The following is an 18,220-nucleotide window of genomic DNA, read 5'->3' as shown; positions in this document are numbered from 1 at the left end:
AGCCCGAACCTCCACCGGTTCTGTGATGCGCCCCACACCCACCCGCTCCCGGCGGCTTGTCGGCCGGCGTCGGATGGTGTGTGATCTCCGGGTGCTGGGGCTGTGACGTGGGAGGTTGGCCGTGGTGGCGGAATGGACCGTGGGGATCGTGGGGTTGGGCCGGATGGGGCTGACCCTGGCCGGCGGGTTCGGCAGGGCGGTGGGGCCAGGGCGGCTGGCGGTCTCCGGTCGGTCAGCGGAGAGCATCGAGCGGGTCCGGGCCGAGGTGCCGTCCGCCCGGGTGCTGCCGTTGGCCGAACTGGCGGACGAGGCCAGGCTGCTGGTGTTGTGCGTGCGCAACGGGCATCTTCCCGACGTCCTCGGGGTGCTGCGGCCCCGGCTCTCGGCCGAGCACCTGGTCGTCACGGTCAACAACGGGCTGCCGCTGTCGCTGCTGGCGGAGGCGGTCGGTTGTGGCGTCGCCAAGCTGATTCCCAGTGTCGGCAACGAGATCGGCGCGGGCGTGACCCTGCTCGCGCCCGGCCCGGGACTGGACGAGGCCACGGTGGCCGGGTTGACGGAGTTGCTGCGGGCGTTCTCCCGCCCGTTCGTGATCGAGGAGGCGCAGGGGCGGGCGGCGACCGATCTGGCCTCCTGCGGTCCGGCGCTGCTGGCGGGTGCGGCCCGTCTGATGGTCGATGCCCAGGTCGAGCGCGGCGCTCCGCTGCCGCCCGGGCTGGCCGAACAACTGCTGGCCGGCAGCTTCGCCGCGGTCAGCGCGCTGCTGGCGCAGGGGGCGACGCTGGCCGAGATCGTGGACCGGGTCGCGGTCCCCGGCGGCAACACCGCCGCCGCCCTGCTGGCCGGCCGGCCCGGCCTCACCGAAGCCTGGCAGGCGGCGTTCCGGGCGACGGCCGACAACGAGGGCTCGAAACCGCTGCCCGCATTGTGAGGCGGGCCGGCGGCCTCGATGGTCCGCGCCCAACTGCTGGGCCCGGATGGCGGCGCCGATGATCGAGACCACCGGCAGCCGCGGATGGCGGGCCGTCGAGCGGGACTTCCGCATCATCGAAGGCATCGACGACTGACCGGCGCGCAGGAGACCACGGCCGCCCCGACCTGGGCGCCACGACGTTCTGTCAGCTCCGCTTACCGGTGGGCGATGAGCGGGTAGTGGTCGGAGAGGTCGGTGTAGGTGTAGCTCTTGCCCCAACTGCTCACCGTCCAGGGGGCGCTGTGCACCCGTCGGACCTCGTTGGTGTACTGCTGCGGGCGGGCGTGGTCGGCGCGGTAGAGGACGAAGTCGAGGTCCTCCTTGGGCTCGCCCGGGTAGCGGTAGGCGGCGATGGAGTTGTCGGCGGTGTCGAACGAGTACGGCCAGCCGGTGCGGGCGGAGGCCGGGGCGAGGTTGCCGTTCTCCAGCAGGGCCTGGTACTCGGTGCCGTGGGAGTCGATGTTGAGGTCCCCGGCGAGCAGGATCGGCTCGTTCACCGGGATCCGCTTGGCATCCAGGAAGGCCCGCATGGCGCCGAGCTGCTTGGCGCGGATGCCGACCGCCTGGCCGCCGGCGCAGCCGGAGTCGGTGGACTGGAGGTGGGTGCCGACCACATGGGTGCGGCGGCCGTTGACGTCCAGGACGGCGTAGGCGAAGCCCTTGTTCGACCAATAGTCGGGCCCGGCGGGTCGCGGGATGTGGTGTATCCAACTTCCGTGCGTGTACGGCCCGCAACACTTTCGGCGAGCATTCGGTGAATTCGTTCGGAACAGGACGACCCGTCGGTAGCGGGGATCGCCGCCTGCCCCTGACGTGCGGTCAGCGGGTCGACTGCACCGGACACCTTCTCGAACACCGCCAAAGGACCGATAAGATGACCGACGGTGTGCCGGGAAGTCTGGTCGGCTCGGGGGACGACTGCGGCGATCGGGCCTCGGCGACCCCGAAGGTTGCGATGGGTCGTTTCTGCAGATGCACGCCGTGGGGATCGTTCTCGTCCTGGTCGTCCTGGCCACCAGCGTGGCCACCTTCGCCCGCCGATGGCGGGTGCCCGCGCCCTCCCTGCTGGTGCTGGCCGGGCTCGGCGTCGCGCTCGTCCCCGGGGTGCCCGCACTGCACGTACCGCCGCAGATCATCGGCGCGGTGGTGCTGCCGCCGCTGCTCTACGCCTCCGCCGAAGAACTGTCGCTGCGCGACCTGCGGACGGTGTGGCGGCCGGTCACCATCCTCTCCTTCGGCCTGGTCTTCGCCTCCGCCGCGGCCGTCGGCTTCGTGGCCGTCGCCGTCGCCGGGCTGCCGCCCGCGATGGCCTTCGTGCTCGGCGCCGTGCTCTCCAGCACCGACCCGGTGGCGGTCACCGCGCTCGGGCGCCGGCTCGCCCTGCCCGGGCGGGTCCAGGTGCTGGTCCAGGCCGAGAGCCTGTTCAACGACGCCACCTCACTGGTGCTGTTCAAGGTCGCCGTCGGCGTCGCCGTGGCGGCCGGCGGCACCGTCGACCTGCCCGCCGCGGGCGGCGAACTGGCGTTGCTCGGCGGGGGCGGCAGCCTGGTCGGCGCGGCCGTCGCCGGGCTGGTCTGGCTGCTGCGCCGCCGCACCACCGACCCGGTGCTGGAGACGGTGATAGCCCTGGTCACCCCGTACGCGGCGTACGTGCTGGCGGAGTCAGCGCACACCTCGGGCGTCACCTCGGTGGTGGTCGCCGGGGTGCTGCTCGGCCGCTCCGGCCACCGGCTGACCGACGCCCGGATCCGGCTGCAACTGCACGCCGTGTACGCGGTGGTGGTGTTCCTGCTGGAGAGCGTCGTCTTCTCGATCGTCGGCCTGGAACTGCCCACCCTGGTCCGGGAGCTGCCGGCCGGCGCCGGCTGGTGGCCGCTGCAGTCGGCGGCGATCGCGGCGGTGCTGATCGCCGTCCGGGTGTTGTGGACGCTACCGCTCACCCGCGCCGTCAAACCCAGCCGGGGGCGGCTGTCCTGGCGGGTCGCCGGGGTGGTCACCTGGGCCGGCACCCGGGGCGTCATGCCGCTGGCCGCCGCGCTGTCCATCCCGCTGCTCACCGAGGCCGGCGGCCCGCTCGACAGCCGGCCGCTGGTCCTGGTGCTCACCGTCTCCAATGTCGTGCTCACCCTGGTCGTCCAGGGCCTGACCCTCGCCGCCGTGGTCAACCGCTCCGGCCTCGCCCTCGAACCCGAGCACACCGCGCGCGAGGAGGCGGACGCCCGTGACGAGCTCAACCGCGCCGCCCTGGACCACGTGGACGGCCTGGCCGAGCTGGAGGCCGTCCCGGAGACCGCCGTCGACCGGGTGCGCCGCGCCCTCACCGCCCGGCTCGACCGCACCCCCGAGGCCCCCGACGGCACCACCGCCGACGACGCCTACCGGCAGCTCCGGCACGAGGTCATCGCCGTCCAGAACGACCGGCTGCACCGCCTCTACGAGGAGCACCGGATCAGCGACACCACGCTGCGGGTGCTCCAGCGCGACCTCGACCTGGAGCAGGCGGCCCTGGGGCGGAGCTGACCGCCTCCAGCAGGCCGGGGGTCAGGTCACCGGAAGTCAGGTCACCGGAAGTCGGATCACCGGGGTCGGAACATCAGTACGAGCAGGCCCGCCGCGCTCAGCGCGCAGGCCAGCGAGAGCAGGGCCAGCCCGAACTCCCCCGGGGGCGGCGGCAACCGGCGCACCGGATGGACGGCCAGGCCCCGGCCGGGGCGGGACGGGTGGTACAGCACCGTCACCTCGTCCCCCTCCTGGTACCGGCCGCCCTCCGGGCGGTCGTCGCGCCGCAACAGCTCGACGGTCCGCCCGTCCGGCAGGCCGTACACGATCGTGACCCGCCGTCGCTCATAGCCCTCGGAGGTGGTCTGCCAGCGCACCTTCCGCACCCGGCCGACCGTGCAGACCCCGTCCCGACGCAGTGCCCGGGTCGCCCGGCCCGCCGCGGCGAAGCCCACGGCGAGCCCGGCCAGGACGGCCGCCCCGACCAGCAGGAAGAGATCGACTATCGCTCCCACGCCGATCAATGTACCTAGCACGCAACGGAGTTGGGAAGACAGCGGACCGGCTCCGCAGGTCCGGCGGCACCCCGGCCTTCCGGCCGTCCGGCGCTGACGGCACACTGTCGCGAGCACGGAGGAACCACCGAACGGGGTCAGCATGGCCAAGCGTCCGAACAAGAAGCAGAAGAGACCACTCGCGGCCGGGGTCAGCCGGCCGGCCGGGACCGCCCGGCGGCGCCCCCGCAAGGACGTGCCGCTCTCCCCCCGCACGGTGCGCCGCACCGCGCTGCTGGCCGGGCTGGTCGCCCCGCTGCTGATCCTCGGACTGCTCGCGGTGGCCACCAACCCCGACTACCAGGCGCCCTGCACGATCATCGCCGTCCTGGTGCTGATGGCGGCCGTCATCGGGGTGATGATGATCCGCACCAGCGGCTGGGTGCTCTGGCCCGCCGTGCTGCTGGGCGTGCTGCTCCTGGCGCTCCCCACGGCCGCGCTGCGCGCCCAGCTGATCTCCCACCGCGGGGTGGACACCCGGGTCGTCATCACCTCGGCCCACAGCGGCAAGGACAAGACGGGCAAGGTCAGCTGGACCTGCGGCATCCGCCGCGAGGACGGCCGCCCGCTGCCGCACGGCACCATCGGGGGCTTCGGCTGCTCCGGCTCCTCCGTCGGCGGAACCACCACGGTGCTGGCCGACCCGGACGGCTGGGCACCGCCCGCCACCCTGGACGACGACCTCTCCTTCCGCGCCGCCGGAGTCTGGGTCGCGGGCGCGGTGGCCGTCCTCTGGGCCGGGCTCACCTTCGGCGCGGCCCGCCGCACCCTGCGCGGGCGGGGTGGGCGCGGCGGCAAGGGCGGCCGGAGCAAAGGGGCGGCGGCATGACCGGGCGTCGGGGCCGTCCTCGGCCCGCCGGCCGCTTCCGGACGTCAAGATCGCGTACAACTGCCTGGCCCCGGGTGGCCCGCAAGGCTAGCGTGACGCCGTGAACGAACTGGTGTTCCGGGGCAAGGACCTCTTCCGCCCCTCCAAGCCGCACCTCATCGGCGCGGCCTGCTTCTTCCTCCTCGCGGTGTCCGCCGGCCTCCTGCGCTCCGGCCCGGTGTTCGCGGCCTGGTCGCTCGCCGCCGTCCTGGTGCTGTTCGCTCCGGTCTTCTACAGCTCGTGGCGGGGCTGGAGCCGGGTCGGGCCCGACGGGGTCACCATCTGCTGGGGGTTCGGGGCCGGCCGGACGTACTCCTGGCAGGAGATCCGCTGGGTCGACGTCCGCGAGACCCCGATCAACGGCGTCACCGGCGGCGGGGGCACGGCCCGGGCGGCGCGGATCTTCACCACGACCGGGCGCCGGCGCTCGCTGCCGGGCCTGGCCTGGAGCCCGATGTACCCGGCCCGGGACTTCGACGTGAACGTCCGGCGGCTGCGCGACTGGTGGGAGTCGAGCACCGAGGAGGCGCAGCGCGTCCGGCCGGCCAAGCAGTTCCGGGACCGGCTCACGCCGACGACGGTGGCGATCGTCGCCCTCGTCCTGATCGCGGTGGTCGGCTGGTTCGTGATCGCCTCGCGGTACTGACCGCCTTCCGCCGCAACGCAGTCGAGCGGGTGCGTCCCCGGCCGGGCCGGGGGCGCACCCGTCGTCGTTCGCCGCGCCGTCAGCCCCGCAGGCCGTCCAGCAGCGCGAGGGCGTCCTCGACCGAGCCGGCCGGGTCGGTGACGGGGTAGAGCACGCCCCGGACGGTGCGGCCGGCGTCGAGGATCAGGGTGAGCCGCTTGAGGCGCTCGACGCCGGCGGCACGGAAGGTGGGCAGCCGTAGCCCGGCGGCCAGTTCCAGTCCGGCGTCGGAGAGCAGTGGGAACGGGATCCGGGCGTGTTCGGCGAACGCGGCCAGCTGGTCCGGGCGTTGGGTGCTGACGCCGTAGACGGCGGTGTCGCGGGCGGCGAACTCGCCCATCCGGTCGCGGTAGGTGCAGGACTCCAGGGTGCAGCCGGGCGCCCCCGGGATGTCGCCCCAGCCGGGCGGGTGGTCCACCCCGCCGGGCGCGTAGGCGCCGGGGTAGCAGTACAGCACCGTCCAGGCGTGGTCGGCGGCGACCGGGTCGACGGCCGCACCGGTGGCGGCGGTGAGTTCCAGGGCGGGCAGCCGGTGGCCGGTGAGGGCCATGACCCGCCGGGTCTCGGCGGAGTCGGGGGTGCTGGTGGCGGAGAGCGTGCCGTCGCCCAGGACGTAGCGCCCACCCCAGTCCTGGAGGGCGACCAGCACCGGCAGCAGCCCGCGGCCGCGCTCCGTCAGGTGGTACTCGTAGCGCGGCGGGTGCGGGTGGTAGAGCCGTTTCTCCAGGACGCCGTCGGCGACCAGGGCCTTGAGGCGCTCGGTGAGCACCTTGCGGCTGATGCCGAGCGCGTTCTGCAGGGCGTCGAACTGGTGGATGCCGCCGGCGACGTCCCTGATCAGGAGCAGGGTCCAGGTGTCCCCGACCACGGTCAGGGCCTGGGAGATCGCGCAGTCGGGGTCAGCCGCTTCCGTGTGCCGCATGATCACCCATTATAGTGAGTTCCCAAAAGGAACTCACTCGGTCGTGCGACCGGTGCCGGCGAAGGGGCGGACATGACGACGAAGACGGCGGACACGGCGAGAACGCTGGACCCGGAGACGAGCGGGGGCCAGGGCCGGGGCGGGGCCGGGGCGTTCTGGCGCTACTGGAGCGCTTCGACGGTCAGCCGGCTCGGCGACCAGGTGACGGCGGTCGCCCTGCCGCTGATCGCGGTGGTCACCCTGCACGCCTCGGCCTTCGAGGTCGGACTGATCACCGGCGCCGCCTACGTCGCCTGGCTGCTGATCGGCCTGCCGGCCGGCGTGCTCGTCCAGCGACTCCCGCTGCGCGGCACCCAGGTCACGATGGACCTGATCCGCGCCGCCGCCGTCGCCTCGGTGCCACTTGCGGCCGCCCTGGGGGTACTGGGGCTGCCCCAGCTGGTCGTGGTGGCCCTGCTGGTCGGCTTCGCCGGCGTGATGTTCGACGTGGGCAACTCCACCTTCCTGCCCGCCGTCGTCCCCAAGGAGCAACTGACCGCCCGCAACAGCCTCGTCTCCGGCAGCATCGCGGCCACCGACCTGGCCGGGCCCTCGCTCGGCGGCGTGCTGGTGCAACTGGTCGGCGGCGCGGCCTCGATGCTGCTGGACGCCGTCAGCTACCTCGCCTCGGCCGCGCTGCTCGGCAGCCTGCCGCCGATCGACCGACCCGCCACCCGGCCGGCCGGCGGCGCCGGGATGCGCGAACAGATCCGCGAGGGCTGGCGGTTCGTCGCCCGGCACCCGGTGATCCGGCCCTGCGTCGCCGACGCCACCGCGGTGAACTTCGTCTGCGGCGGGCTGATGACGCTCACCCCGGTGTTCCTGGTCCGCACCCTTGACGCCCCGGCCGCCGCCGTCGGCGCCCTGATGGCCACCGGCGGCCTCGGCAGCCTGCTCGGCGCCGCCGCCACGCCCCGGCTGGTGGCCCGGTTCGGCGGCGCCCGGGCGCTGCGCTGGGCGGCCGCGGTCGCCACCGCCTTCGCGCTGCTGCTCCCGCTCGCCGGGTCCGGCTGGGCCGCCCTGGTCTTCGCCCTCGGCAACGCCGGGTTCTCGGCGGGGGTCGTGGTCACCAGCATCGTCACCCGCACCCACCGGCAGACCGAGACGCCGCCGGAGCTGCTGTCCCGGGTGATGGCCACGGTCCGCTTCGTCTCCTGGGGCGCGATCCCGGTCGGCGCCCTCGCCGCCGGCGCCGCCGCGACCGCCTGGGGCCCGCGCACCGCGCTGCTGCTGGTCGCGGTCGTCAGCGTGGCGAGCCCGCTGATCCTGCTGGCCAGCCCGATCCGCCGGATGCGCGAGCTGGCCTGAGGCCGGGCCGGCGACAGCGCCGAGGCGTCACTGGTGGTGGCCCTGCCGTCCGACGGTCTCCACCGGCGGCCGGCCGGGCGCACCTTCGACGCCTTCCGGACCACGGCCTGGAGGAGTGGCTCCCCATGGTGCGGGGGTGCTGCGCTACGGTGCGCCGGACACATGGGCGCAGGTGGTCAGGGGCGCAGCAGTCAGTGCCGCGGGGGCAGGGGCTGCGAGGGGCAGGAGCGGCAGGGGTCGGAGCGTGCTGACGAGGCCGCCGTCGATGACGAAGTCGGCGCCGTTGACGTTTCCGGCCCGGTCGCCGGCCGGCAGCAGCACCAGGTCGGCGACTTCCTCGGGAGAGGTGAAGCGGCCGGTTGGGGCATGTGCGGCGGCCTGCTCGCGGACCCTAGAGCCCGCTCGGCCAGTTGTACCCGCTCGGCACGGTGACCGAGGCGTTCTCCTCGGCTGTGCCGTACACCAGGGCGATCTCGTCGTGGGCGTGCAACCGGACGGCCGCCGGGTCGCCGCCCACCGGCTTGCCGTCGACGTACGCGGTCAGCGTGTGGGTGGCGTCGGTGCGCAGCCCGCCGAGGTGGTCGGCGGAGGCGGAGACCTGCCACTCGGTCAGGAACTGGCCCAGGGTGAAGTCGGCGCTCACCGGCGACTCGACGTGGATGACGCCGCTGGTGTCATGGGTGTGCAGCGGGCTGATCCGCTGGGCGCTCTCGTCGATGCCGACCAGCGCGGGCACCGTCACGGGCTGTCCGTCGGCGTAGACGTCGAGGTGCGCGTGGATGTGCAGGGCGGTGCCCTCGGCGCCGAGCATCGGCAGGCCGGCCGCCTTCACGGCCGCCGCGACGTCGGCGGGCGCGTCCCAGGGCGGCGGGGTGGTGCGGCCCTCGGCGGTCGTCCGGGGGTGGGCCGGGACGCCGCTGGGGCTGGAGGAGCCCTGGTTGGTGGCGATCACGACGGCGATCCCGCCGATCACGACGAGCACCAGCAGGACGATGGCTCCGCCCACCAGCCATCGCCGGGACCGGGCGTGCCGGACCTCTGCGGCCCGGAGCGCCGCGACACGGGCCTTCCGGCCGGAGGGCCCCGGGTTCTGCGCTGACATGGCTGCCGGCCTCCTCGCTCGAGGCGGTTCGTCCCTTCAGCCTCGCAGAGTCCGCCCCGCCGAGCGCGGTGAGCCGGACGCCGGACGCGCCCGGTGGCCGGGCGGCCACCGCGGGTGGCGGCGCGCCCGGAACGGCCTCCGCCCCGGCTCCCCACGAAGGGAGCCGGGGCCGAGGCGCGCGGTCAGCGCTGGCCCGGGTAGCCCTGCTGCCCCGGCTGGCCCGGGTAGGGCACGTTCGGGACCTGCGGCGGGTACGGCTGGGCCTGCGGCGGCACCTGGGCACCCGGCTGCGGCGGGTACGGCTGGGCCGGCGGGTAGGCCTGCGGCGCCGGGTAGGGCTGCGCCTGCTGCTGCGGCGGGTAGGGCTGGCCCTGCTGCGGCGGGTACGGCTGCGCCTGCTGCGGCGGGTAGGGCTGGCCCTGCGGCCCGCCGAAGCCCTGCGGCTGCTGCGGGATCATCTGCTGGCCGGGCGCCGGCTGGGCCATCGGCTGACCGGGCGTCTGGTAGCCCGGCATCGGGTAGCCCTGGTTCTGCGGGGTGTCGAAGGGCTGCGAGCCGGCGTCGATCGACCCGGGCGGGAAGGCGGCGCTCAGCTGGTCCATCTCGGCCCGCCAGATGCGGTGGATGTTCAGGCGCACCGGGCTGGAGTCGCCCGGCATCTGGAGGTACATCGAGCTCCAGATGCTCGCCCGCTTGACCCGGCTGACCGGGAACGCGTGCCGCGGGTAGGCCGCGACCACGTCGCCGGGGCGGTTGTTCCAGCGGTTGGCCGAGTTGACCACCACGTGGCTGTTGGTGAGTGTCAGGAAGTAGTACCTGCGGGTCAGCACGATGATCAGGCCGACGAGCGGAATCTCACCGAGCGCGGCGGCGAGCCACGGGCTGGGACCGCTCTCCGCGTGCACGCAGGCGATGAAGGTCTCCCCGGGGGGCGCGACCTGCGTGAGCTTCTCGATGACCTGGGCCTTCTGCTTGGCCCGGAGGAATGCCATGTCTTCTGTACCTCTTACCCCGTCGTGTCCGCCGGCTCGGTGCGGCGGGAAATCGGCTGAGGTTAGCAGGTGGTGATGACACTTCGAACACCAGCGCCGCCGGGCCGGGCGGCACCCCGCCGGGCCGGGGACCGGCGGGGCCACGTCGGCATACGGAGCATCCGACGACTGCTTGGGTCGCGGAGGTCAGCCCCGGGCGCGGCAGAGCGGATCAGCGCACGGTGGTGACGGTGAAGCCCTCCGGGGCGCGCAGCCGGACGGCGCCGGTGTGATCGGTCTCCGCCTCCACCGGCAGCCCGGCCACCGTCAGCCCGCCGATCCGCAGCGACTCGTAGCCCGCCGGGACCCGCTCCCGCACCCAGAGCCGGCGGTTGGGGGCGTCCGCCGCCAGGCCGAGCAGCGCCTGCAGGACCAGGACGGCCGCCGCGGCGGCCCAGGCCTGGGGGCGGCAAGAGGCCGGGTACGGGACGGGGCGGGCGTACTGGGCGCGCGGGTAGCCCGCGTACAGCTCGGGCAGCCGGTGGTCGAACGCGGCGGCGGCGCGCACCAGTCCGGCGGCCAGCGGGGCGGCGGCCTGGTGCAGTCCGGCGCGGGCCAGGCCGTACACGGCGATGGCGCTGTCGTGCGGCCAGACCGAACCGGTGTGGTAGCCCAGCGGGTTGAAGCCGGCGGTGGCGGCGTCCAGGGTGCGCAGGCCGAAGCCGCCGTCCAGGCCGGGGGCGGTGAGCCGCCGTGCCACCAGCGCGCTCTCCTCGGCGTCCAGCAGGCCGGTGCCGAGCAGGTGGCCCAGGTTGGAGGCGATCGAGTCGACCGGGCGCTTGTCGCGGTCGAGGGCGACCACCGGGTACCGGCCGTCCTCGTCCTGCGCCCAGAAGCGGTCGCGGAAGCGCTCGCGCAGCCGCTCGGCCCACTGCCGCCACCGCTCGGCGCCGGGGCGGCCGAAGGCCTCCAGCAGGTCGGCGCTCTTGACGGCGGCCTCGTGGGCGTAGGCCTGGACCTCGCTGAGTGCGATCGGGGCGGCGGCGATCCGGCCGTCGCGGAAGCGGATGCCGTCCGAGGAGTCCTTCCAGCCCTGGTTGGAGAGGCCGCGGCCGGTGCTGTCGACGTACTCAAGGAAGCCGTCGCCGTCCGGGTCGGCGTACCGCTCCAGCCAGCCGAGGGCGGCTTCGGCGTTCGGCAGCAGTTCCTCGACCTGCTCGGCGGGCAGGCCCCAGCGCCAGGCGTCGTGCAGCAGGACGAGCCAGAGCGGGGTGGCGTCGGCGGTGCCGTAGTAGCTGGGCGGCAGGTGGGAGCCGGTGTCCAGGTGCTGTTCGGCGCGGCGCACCTCGTGCAGGATCTTGCCGGGCTGCTCCTCGGTGGCCGGGTCGACGCGGCGGCCCTGACGGCGGGCCAGGGTGCGCAGGGTGCCGGCGGCGAGTTCGGTGCCGAGCGGGAGCATCATCCGGGCCGCCCAGAGCGAGTCGCGGCCGAACAGGGTGAGGAACCAGGGTGCTCCGGCGCCGAGGAAGGTGTCGGCGGGGCGCAGCGGGTCGGTGAGCAGCAGGCCGCGCAGGTCGTGGTGGGAGCGGGTGAGCCAGTGGGCGAGGTGGTGGTCGCGGCCGGTGACCTCGGGAGTGCTCCAGGGGGTGGTGGCGGCGGCGGGGAAGAGGTCGCCGTCGCGGTGTTCGGCGGTGCACTGGAGGACGGCCTGCCAGCTCTGGCCGGGGGCGAGTTCGAGGTCGTAGCCGAGGGTGCCGGTGGCGGCGTCGCGGTGGTGGGGGGCGGGGGTGAGGGTGAGGGCGGCGGTGAGCGGGCCGTCGGTCCAGCGCAGCCCGTCGTCCTCGCCCGTGGGCGTGAGCGGGGTGGCGGTGCGGCCGGCCTTGACGGTGTCCATGGTGGCGAAGTCGCTCTCGGCGCGGATCTCCAGGCGCAGCCGGGCGGGGAGGGCGCCGGCGTTGTGGAGGGTGTAGCGCTCGACCAGGCGGCCGGGGTGGAGGTCGCGGCGGCGTTCCAGGGTGGTGGCCGGGTCGGCGGTCCGTTCGGCGAGGCCACGCAGCACGGTGACGAAGGCGGTGTGGCCGTCCGGGGCGTCGACGGTGGCGACCGGGGCGTTGGGGACGCCGGGGGCGCCGACCTCCAGCCGGGAGAGGATGCGGCGGTCGCCGTGGTAGAAGCCGTCCGCGCCCTCGGTGATCCGGCCGTCGGGGCGGGCGGCGCAGAAGCTGGGGGCGGCCACGGAGAGCCGGGCGTCGTGCAGGAACGGCTGCAGCTCGATCGCTGACATGGTCTCCTCGTTCTCGGTCGGGGTCTTGACAGTTGCTTCCACCCGGGCGCAACCTTTCTGCCATTGGAGCGTTCCAAGACATTAACTCCCCTGGTGGGATTGATGGAACCCCCGCTTGGAACGCTCCAAGCTCAGCTCGATGGCGCCAGAACCTAGGATCACCGTCATGCATGCACACTCTTCGCCCCGGCCCCGGACGGGGCCCGCCGTGACCCTCGAAATGGTCGCCGCCCGGGCCGGCGTGGGCCGTCAGACGGTGTCCAACGCGATCAACTCCCCCGAGCTGCTGCGCCCCCAGACGCTGGAACGGGTCCGGCACGCCATCGACGAACTCGGCTACCGCCCGCACCGGGCAGCCCAGGCGCTCAAGACCAGGGCCAGCCGGCTGATCGGCTACGGCATCCGCTCCAGCAGCACCGGCGTCCCCACGCCCGTCCTGGACCAGTTCCTGCACTCGCTCTCCGAGGCCGCCGACCGGGCCGGCTACCGGGTGGTGCTGTTCGCCGTCGCCCCCGGGGACGACGAACTCACCAGCTACCAGCAGCTGCTGGACGAACACGGCGCCGACGGCTTCGTGCTCAGCGGCACCGACCGCGGCGACCGCCGCCAGGGCTGGCTGCACGAACGCGGCGTCCCGTACGTCGCGTTCGGCCGCACCTGGTCCGGCAAGGACGTCGGCGACTGGGTCGACGTGGACGGCGCCGCCGGCACCTCGGCGGCCGTCCGCCACCTGGCCGGGCTCGGCCACCGCCGGATCGGTTTCCTCGGCTGGCCCAAGGGCTCCGGCGTCGGCGACGACCGCGCCCGCGGCTGGCAGAGCGCGATGCGCGAACTCGGCCTGTCCACCCGCGGCCGCCGGGTGGAGAGCCCGGACGACCCGGAACGCGCCACCGAGGCCGCCGGCAAGCTGCTCGCCGGCGGCGCCACCGCCGTGGTGACCGCCAGCGACACCCTGGCCGTCGGCTGGTACCAGGCACTGCGCCGGGCCGGCCGCACCCCCGGCCCGGAGGCCGCCGTCATCGGCTTCGACGACTCCCCGATCGCCCCCCTGCTGTCCCCCTCGCTCTCCACCCTCGCCCAGCCGCTCGACGCCGTCGGCCACGCCTGCATGCGGCTGCTGCTGGAACGCCTCGGCGACCCCGACCGCCCCATCGAACACGTCCTGCTGGAACCGGAGTTGGTCCTCCGCGAAAGCGCCTGACGCCCCTCCCCCGAAGGTTCGCCACCACCCCTCCCACCCTCGCAAGGAGATCCCGCATGGCCACCTCCCGCACCCTCGCCGCGGCCGCCGTCTGCGCGGCCGTCGCCCTCGGCGGCGTCACCGGCTGCTCCTCCTCGGGCGGTTTCGGCGACGCACCGGCCAAGCAGTCCTCCGGCGCGAACCAGAGCCTGACCGTCCTGATCGCCACCTCCGGCGAGGCCGAGACCGCGGCCGTCAAGGCCGCCACCGCCGACTGGGCGAAGAAGACCGGCAACACCGTCACCGTGCAGATCGCCGGCAACATGAACCAGCAGCTCGGCCAGGCCCTGGCCGGCGGCAACCCGCCGGACCTCTTCTACGTCAACTCCGACCAGTTCGCCAACTACGCCAAGGGCGGCTCGCTGTACGCCTACGGCGACCAGATCCCGGACGCCGCCGACTTCTCCGAGCAGCTGCGCACGGCCTTCAGCCACGACGGAACGCTCACCTGCCTGCCCAAGGACAGCTCCACCCTGGCCCTGGCCGTCAACACCACCCTGTGGCAGCAGGCCGGCCTCACCGAGGCCGACTACCCCACCACCTGGCAGCAACTCGCCGACGACGCCGCCAAACTCACCAGGAACGGCGTGACCGGCCTGGTCACCGCCCCCGACTACCAGCGGCTCGGCGCCCTGCTCAAGGAGGCCGGCGGCTGGCTCACCAACCCCGAGCAGACCGCGATGACCGCCGACAGCCCGGCCAACCGGCAGGCGCTGGAGTACCTCCAGGGCCTGCTGAAGTCCGGCTCCGCCGCGTACGTGGCCGACGTGGACGCCGGCTGGGGCGGCGAGGCCCTCGGCAAGGGCAAGGCCGCGATGACCATCGAGGGCAACTGGCTCAAGGGCGCGATGGCCAAGGACTACCCGGACGTCCGGTACCAGGTCCTCCCGCTGCCCGCCGGCCCGGCCGGCCCCGGCACCCTCGCCTTCAGCAACTGCTGGGGCATCGCCGCCAAGAGCCGCCACCAGGCGGCCGGCGTCGACCTGGTCAGGCACCTCACCTCCGGCGACCAGCAGCTGGAGTTCGCCAAGGCCTTCGGCGTGATGCCCTCGCGCACCAGCGCGCTGGCCACCTACGCCCAGCAGTACCCCGAGTCCAAGGCCTGGGTCGACGGCGTCGCCCACTCCCAGGCGCCCGTCACCATAGCCGGGTTCAACCAGGTGCTCGGCCAGTTCAACACCGACCTCCAGTCGCTGAAGTCGAGCGACCCGGCGACCATCCTGGGCACCCTCCAGCGCAACGGCGAGCAGGCCGTCAAGCATGCGAAGTGACACCGGAGCCAGGCTCGGGCGCCGCCTGCGCGAGGGAGCGTGGGGCTGGCTGTTCACCGGCCCCATGGTCCTGGTCCTCGGCCTCTTCATGGTGCTGCCGATCGCGATGGCGCTCTGGGTCAGCCTGCTGCACTGGGACGGCCAGTCCAACCCCTTCGGCGGCGACGCGGACTTCGTCGGCCTGGACAACTACCGCCGGCTGTTCGCCGACGACGGCCTGGACCGCACCCTGTTCGCCACCTCGCTGCGCAACACCCTCTACTACGTGCTGCTGACGGTGCCGCTGCAGACCCTGCTGGCGCTCTTCCTCGCCATCGCCCTCAACCAGCGGATGCTGCGCGGCCGGGGAGCCCTGCGCACCGTGTTCTTCTTCCCCTCCGTCACCAGCTCGATCGCCGTCTCCACCGTCTTCCTGTTCCTGTTCCAGGGCAGCGGCGCCGTCAACCGGATGCTGGGCTGGATCGGGGTCAAGGGCCCGAACTGGTTCGCCGATCCGCGCGGACTGGTCTGGCTGGTGCTCGGCCGGTTCGGCGTGGACCAGCCCGCGCCCGCGGCCGGCGGCCCGCTCGGCCTCTCCTGGTCGGAGTGGTTCGCCGGGCCCTCGGTCGCGATGTGCACCCTGATCCTGATGGCCGTCTGGACCACCTCCGGCACCTTCATGCTGATCTTCCTGGCCGCACTCCAGGACGTCCCGCGCGAACTGGAGGAGGCCGCCGCCCTGGACGGCGCCGACCGGCGCCAACTGCTGCGCCACGTCACCCTGCCCGCGCTGCGGCCCGTCCTGTTCCTAATACTCACCCTCGGCCTGATCTCCACCTGGCAGGTCTTCGACCAGGTGTACGTGATGGGCAAGGGCGCCCCCGGCAACACCACCCTCACCCCCGCCTACCTGTCCTACTCGTCCGGCTTCGACAACGCCGACTACGGGCAGGGCGCCGCCATCGCGTTCGTCCTGCTCGGCCTGGTCCTGCTGTTCACCGCCGTCCAGCGGTGGGCCCTGCGGGAGCGGGACGGCCGTGCGCGACGCGGCCCGAAGGGAGCACGCCGTGCTCCCCGCTGACCAGCCCGCCCAGGAGCGGCCGGTCCTCGGCCGCTTCCCCCGGCCGCTGCGCCTCCTCGGCTACACCGCCCTGCTGGGCTTCGCCCTGCTCTACCTGCTGCCGTTCCTGCTGCAACTGGCCAACAGCTTCAAGACCGACCCGGACGCGGCCGCCCACCCGATGACGCTGCTCCCGGACGGCGGCACCCTGGCCTCCTACCGTCGGCTGACCGGGCAGGCGCGGGGCGTGGAGAACGTCCCGTTCCTCAGCTGGCTGGGCAACAGCGCGCTGGTGACCGTCCTGGTCACGGCCGGGCGGGTGCTCTTCGACTCGATGGCCGGCTACGCCCTGGCCCGGCTCCGGTTCCCGGGCCGCCGGCTGCTGTTCGGCTTCGTGCTGGCGGTGATGGCGGTGCCCGGCGTGGTGCTGCTGATCCCCAAGTTCCTGGTGCTGAAGAGCTTCGGCATGTTCGACACCTACGGCGGGATGGTCCTGCCGCTGCTGGTCGACGCCGCCGGGATCTTCATCATGAAGCAGTTCTTCGAGTCGGTGCCGCGCGAGATCGAGGAGGCGGCCCGGATCGACGGCGCCGGGACGTTCCGGATCTTCTGGTCGGTCGTGCTGCCGATGTCCCGGCCCTCGCTGATCACCCTCACCGTGCTCTCCTTCCAGGGCTCCTGGAACGAGTTCACCCACTTCCTGGTCTCCACCCAGTCCAGCGAGCACGACACCCTGACGACCGGTCTGGCGCACTTCGTCTCCGGCGGCCTCGGCTCCGGGACGCAGTACCCGCTCAAGCTGGCGGCGGCGCTGCTCTCCACCGTGCCGGTGGCGGTGCTGTTCTTCTGCTTCCAGCGGCACTTCGTGCGCGGCGCCAACTCCGGCTCGTCCAAGGGCTGACGGGGGGCAGCGCGGCCGGGGCGAGGTGGGTGACACCGTGCGGGCCGGGGGGCGAAATCCGGTCAAAAGGTCCTGATTTCGGCCTGATCCATTAAAGTCGGGGTCAAATAATCGTGTGCATCCTTGCTGATACTGTGCTGACATGTGTATGCGCTGCGGTGCTCTTCGCCGCAGGTGAGGGATCGGCCTGACCCTGTTTCGATCAGGCCCTGTCACAGGAGTTCCACCATCAACACCGCCATCCGCAAGGCCGCGCGCGGCACGCTGCCCGTCGCCGTCACCGCCTCGGTCCTCGCCGCCGGCCTCGCCGCCTGCGGGACCGCCGAGCAGCTCTCGGCCGGCCAGAAGGTGTCGAAGGCCTTCGGCAAGGTCGGTGACGGCACGTCGGCCACCTTCACGCTCTCCGTGGACGCCACCCCCGAGCAGATCGTCGCCTTCACCAAGGCCACCGGCGACGAGGCCGTCGACGAGCAGAGCGCCAAGGGGACGTCCGGCCTCTCCATATCCGTCGCGGTCTCGGCCGACAAGCCGCTCAAGGACGTCGACGCCTTCAAGAACGCGGGCGCGAAGGATCAGAAGGATGTCACGCTCGACAAGTCGGTGCGGATCTCCTACCGGATCGCCGACAAGAAGGGCACCCCGCTCCTGGAATACCGCCAGGTCGATGCCAAGGGGTACCTGCACGTCGACATGAAGAGCGTGCTCAAGCTCACCGGCCAGGACGCTTCCGAGGTCGACACCGTCGCCAAGGACCTCCCCGCCGACATGGCCCCCGCCAAGGCCGTGCTGAACGGCAAGTGGGTCTCGCTCGACCTCCAGGAGCTGGCCGACGAGGCCAAGAAGGACGACGGCGCCAAGGGCGGCAAGCCGGCGGCGGTGCCCTCGGTCGACCCGCAGGCCGGCCAGGAGCTCTTCGACTCACTGAAGGACGTGTTCAACCGGACCGTCACCTTCGAGGACAAGGGCAAGCAGGACGGCACCGAGCACCTCTGGATGAGCGCCCCGGCCCGCCAGGCCGTGGACGAGCTGTACAAGGCCGTCAAGCCGCTCTCCGCCAAGTTCCCGCAGCAGTTCAAGAAGTTCCCGGCCGAGGCCCCGACCGACGTCCCGGACCGCAAGGTCGGCGTCGACCTCTACCTCAAGGACGGCGCGTTCGACTCGGCCACCTTCGACCTGGCGCAGCTGGCCGAGAAGATCGAGCCGGGCGTCAACTTCCCGGTGAGGCTGGCCTTCAAGCAGGAGGCACCGAAGGTCGAGGCCCCGGCCGACGCCACCAAGATGACCAGCGAGGACGTGGTGAAGACCTTCCTCGCACTGGCCGCCGGCGGCGAGGACCCGAGCGCCGCGGACCACGCGGCCTCCGGCGTCCCGCCGTTCACCACCGACGCCGCGCCGCTGACCGACGCCCAGCTCAAGCAGCTGACCGCGCTCGGCGTGCCGGAGGCCCAGGCCCGGGCGTTCAACAAGATGGGCCTCGGCTTCGAGGACATCAAGGCCATGGCCGCGGAGAAGTGACCCCCTCCTGACGCACCGACCGACCGACCGCAGAAGCGGTCGGCCGGTC

Annotated in this window: 15 protein-coding genes and 2 pseudogenes; 10 read left to right on the top strand and 7 right to left on the bottom strand. The window is 73.3% G+C overall.

The window, feature by feature from the left end; genetic code table 11:
• The first annotated feature begins 124 nt into the window (after positions 1-124).
• Positions 125-931 carry a pyrroline-5-carboxylate reductase family protein gene (locus ACZ3YL_RS27025; RefSeq protein WP_465660149.1) on the top strand — a complete coding sequence of 269 codons (807 nt, stop codon included), beginning with the start codon at positions 125-127 and terminating at the stop codon, positions 929-931.
• A 197-nt stretch (positions 932-1,128) separates the two neighbouring features.
• Here ACZ3YL_RS27025 and ACZ3YL_RS27020 read toward each other — a convergent pair.
• Positions 1,129-1,656 (bottom strand): annotated as a pseudogene (locus tag ACZ3YL_RS27020) (sphingomyelin phosphodiesterase); the annotation flags it as partial.
• Between the two features lie 289 nt (positions 1,657-1,945).
• Here ACZ3YL_RS27020 and ACZ3YL_RS27015 point away from each other — a divergent pair.
• Complete coding sequence (locus tag ACZ3YL_RS27015) at positions 1,946-3,493, top strand: Na+/H+ antiporter (RefSeq protein ID WP_465660148.1); 1,548 nt, start codon at positions 1,946-1,948, stop codon at positions 3,491-3,493.
• Between the two features lie 56 nt (positions 3,494-3,549).
• On the opposite strand, the gene ACZ3YL_RS27010 is transcribed toward ACZ3YL_RS27015, so the two are convergent.
• Complete coding sequence (locus ACZ3YL_RS27010) at positions 3,550-3,987, bottom strand: DUF3592 domain-containing protein (protein WP_465660147.1); 438 nt, start codon at positions 3,985-3,987, stop codon at positions 3,550-3,552.
• A gap of 142 nt (positions 3,988-4,129) precedes the next feature.
• Between ACZ3YL_RS27010 and ACZ3YL_RS27005 the strand changes: the two genes are divergently transcribed.
• Positions 4,130-4,855, top strand: coding sequence for a hypothetical protein (locus tag ACZ3YL_RS27005; protein WP_465660146.1), 726 nt, complete (start codon positions 4,130-4,132; stop codon positions 4,853-4,855).
• Positions 4,856-4,955: 100 nt separating this feature from the next.
• Positions 4,956-5,540, top strand: a complete 585-nt coding sequence (locus ACZ3YL_RS27000) for a hypothetical protein (RefSeq protein ID WP_188308605.1) — start codon at positions 4,956-4,958, stop codon at positions 5,538-5,540.
• 79 nt (positions 5,541-5,619) lie between these two features.
• Here the strand turns inward: ACZ3YL_RS27000 and ACZ3YL_RS26995 are convergent, their stop codons facing one another.
• Positions 5,620-6,501 (bottom strand): winged helix-turn-helix transcriptional regulator, encoded by an 882-nt coding sequence (locus tag ACZ3YL_RS26995; RefSeq protein WP_188308606.1) that lies wholly within the window; start codon positions 6,499-6,501, stop codon positions 5,620-5,622.
• Positions 6,502-6,573: 72 nt separating this feature from the next.
• On the opposite strand from ACZ3YL_RS26995, the gene ACZ3YL_RS26990 reads away from it, so the two are divergent.
• Positions 6,574-7,848, top strand: a complete 1,275-nt coding sequence (locus tag ACZ3YL_RS26990) for an MFS transporter (RefSeq protein WP_188308607.1) — start codon at positions 6,574-6,576, stop codon at positions 7,846-7,848.
• 144 nt (positions 7,849-7,992) lie between these two features.
• On the opposite strand, the pseudogene ACZ3YL_RS26985 reads toward ACZ3YL_RS26990, so the two are convergent.
• From ACZ3YL_RS26985 to ACZ3YL_RS26970, 4 genes and pseudogenes are all read right to left on the bottom strand, one after another.
• Positions 7,993-8,187 (bottom strand): annotated as a pseudogene (locus tag ACZ3YL_RS26985) (hypothetical protein); the annotation flags it as partial.
• 52 nt (positions 8,188-8,239) lie between these two features.
• Positions 8,240-8,950 (bottom strand): hypothetical protein, encoded by a 711-nt coding sequence (locus ACZ3YL_RS26980; RefSeq protein ID WP_188308608.1) that lies wholly within the window; start codon positions 8,948-8,950, stop codon positions 8,240-8,242.
• Between the two features lie 182 nt (positions 8,951-9,132).
• Positions 9,133-9,942: a hypothetical protein gene (locus ACZ3YL_RS26975; RefSeq protein WP_188308609.1), complete on the bottom strand. Its 810-nt coding sequence runs from the start codon at positions 9,940-9,942 to the stop codon at positions 9,133-9,135.
• 211 nt (positions 9,943-10,153) lie between these two features.
• Positions 10,154-12,247, bottom strand: a complete 2,094-nt coding sequence (locus tag ACZ3YL_RS26970; protein WP_317621393.1) for an amylo-alpha-1,6-glucosidase — start codon at positions 12,245-12,247, stop codon at positions 10,154-10,156.
• Between the two features lie 166 nt (positions 12,248-12,413).
• Between ACZ3YL_RS26970 and ACZ3YL_RS26965 the strand changes: the two genes are divergently transcribed.
• The 5 genes from ACZ3YL_RS26965 (at position 12,414) to ACZ3YL_RS26945 (ending at position 18,171) form a co-directional block, all read left to right on the top strand.
• On the top strand, positions 12,414-13,406 hold the full coding sequence (locus ACZ3YL_RS26965) for a LacI family DNA-binding transcriptional regulator (protein ID WP_317621394.1): 993 nt from the start codon (positions 12,414-12,416) through the stop codon (positions 13,404-13,406).
• A 56-nt stretch (positions 13,407-13,462) separates the two neighbouring features.
• The gene (locus tag ACZ3YL_RS26960) at positions 13,463-14,716 is read left to right on the top strand and encodes a sugar ABC transporter substrate-binding protein (protein ID WP_465660145.1); all 1,254 of its coding nucleotides are present in this window, start codon (positions 13,463-13,465) and stop codon (positions 14,714-14,716) included.
• A complete protein-coding gene (locus tag ACZ3YL_RS26955) occupies positions 14,706-15,776 on the top strand; it encodes a carbohydrate ABC transporter permease (RefSeq protein ID WP_465660144.1) in 1,071 nt (356 codons plus the stop codon). Before ACZ3YL_RS26960 ends, ACZ3YL_RS26955 begins: the two co-directional genes overlap by 11 nt.
• Positions 15,763-16,656, top strand: a complete 894-nt coding sequence (locus ACZ3YL_RS26950; protein ID WP_465660143.1) for a carbohydrate ABC transporter permease — start codon at positions 15,763-15,765, stop codon at positions 16,654-16,656. Before ACZ3YL_RS26955 ends, ACZ3YL_RS26950 begins: the two co-directional genes overlap by 14 nt.
• A gap of 174 nt (positions 16,657-16,830) precedes the next feature.
• The gene (locus ACZ3YL_RS26945) at positions 16,831-18,171 is read left to right on the top strand and encodes a hypothetical protein (protein ID WP_465660142.1); all 1,341 of its coding nucleotides are present in this window, start codon (positions 16,831-16,833) and stop codon (positions 18,169-18,171) included.
• Positions 18,172-18,220: the final 49 nt, after the last annotated feature.

This window comes from Kitasatospora sp. NPDC023176, from assembly GCF_055560495.1.
This window is presented reverse-complemented; position numbering and strand designations above follow the sequence as displayed.

Excerpts from the sequence above, each read along its gene's own strand:
- ACZ3YL_RS26995 (WP_188308606.1), bottom strand. The coding sequence starts at position 6,501 with ATGCGGCACACGGAAGCGGCTGACCCCGACTGCGCGATCTCCCAGGCC.
- ACZ3YL_RS27015 (WP_465660148.1), top strand. The coding sequence starts at position 1,946 with ATGCACGCCGTGGGGATCGTTCTCGTCCTGGTCGTCCTGGCCACCAGC.
- ACZ3YL_RS26960 (WP_465660145.1), top strand. The coding sequence starts at position 13,463 with ATGGCCACCTCCCGCACCCTCGCCGCGGCCGCCGTCTGCGCGGCCGTC.
- ACZ3YL_RS26980 (WP_188308608.1), bottom strand. The coding sequence starts at position 8,950 with ATGTCAGCGCAGAACCCGGGGCCCTCCGGCCGGAAGGCCCGTGTCGCG.
- ACZ3YL_RS26975 (WP_188308609.1), bottom strand. The coding sequence starts at position 9,942 with ATGGCATTCCTCCGGGCCAAGCAGAAGGCCCAGGTCATCGAGAAGCTC.
- ACZ3YL_RS26955 (WP_465660144.1), top strand. The coding sequence starts at position 14,706 with ATGCGAAGTGACACCGGAGCCAGGCTCGGGCGCCGCCTGCGCGAGGGA.
- ACZ3YL_RS27005 (WP_465660146.1), top strand. The coding sequence starts at position 4,130 with ATGGCCAAGCGTCCGAACAAGAAGCAGAAGAGACCACTCGCGGCCGGG.
- ACZ3YL_RS26990 (WP_188308607.1), top strand. The coding sequence starts at position 6,574 with ATGACGACGAAGACGGCGGACACGGCGAGAACGCTGGACCCGGAGACG.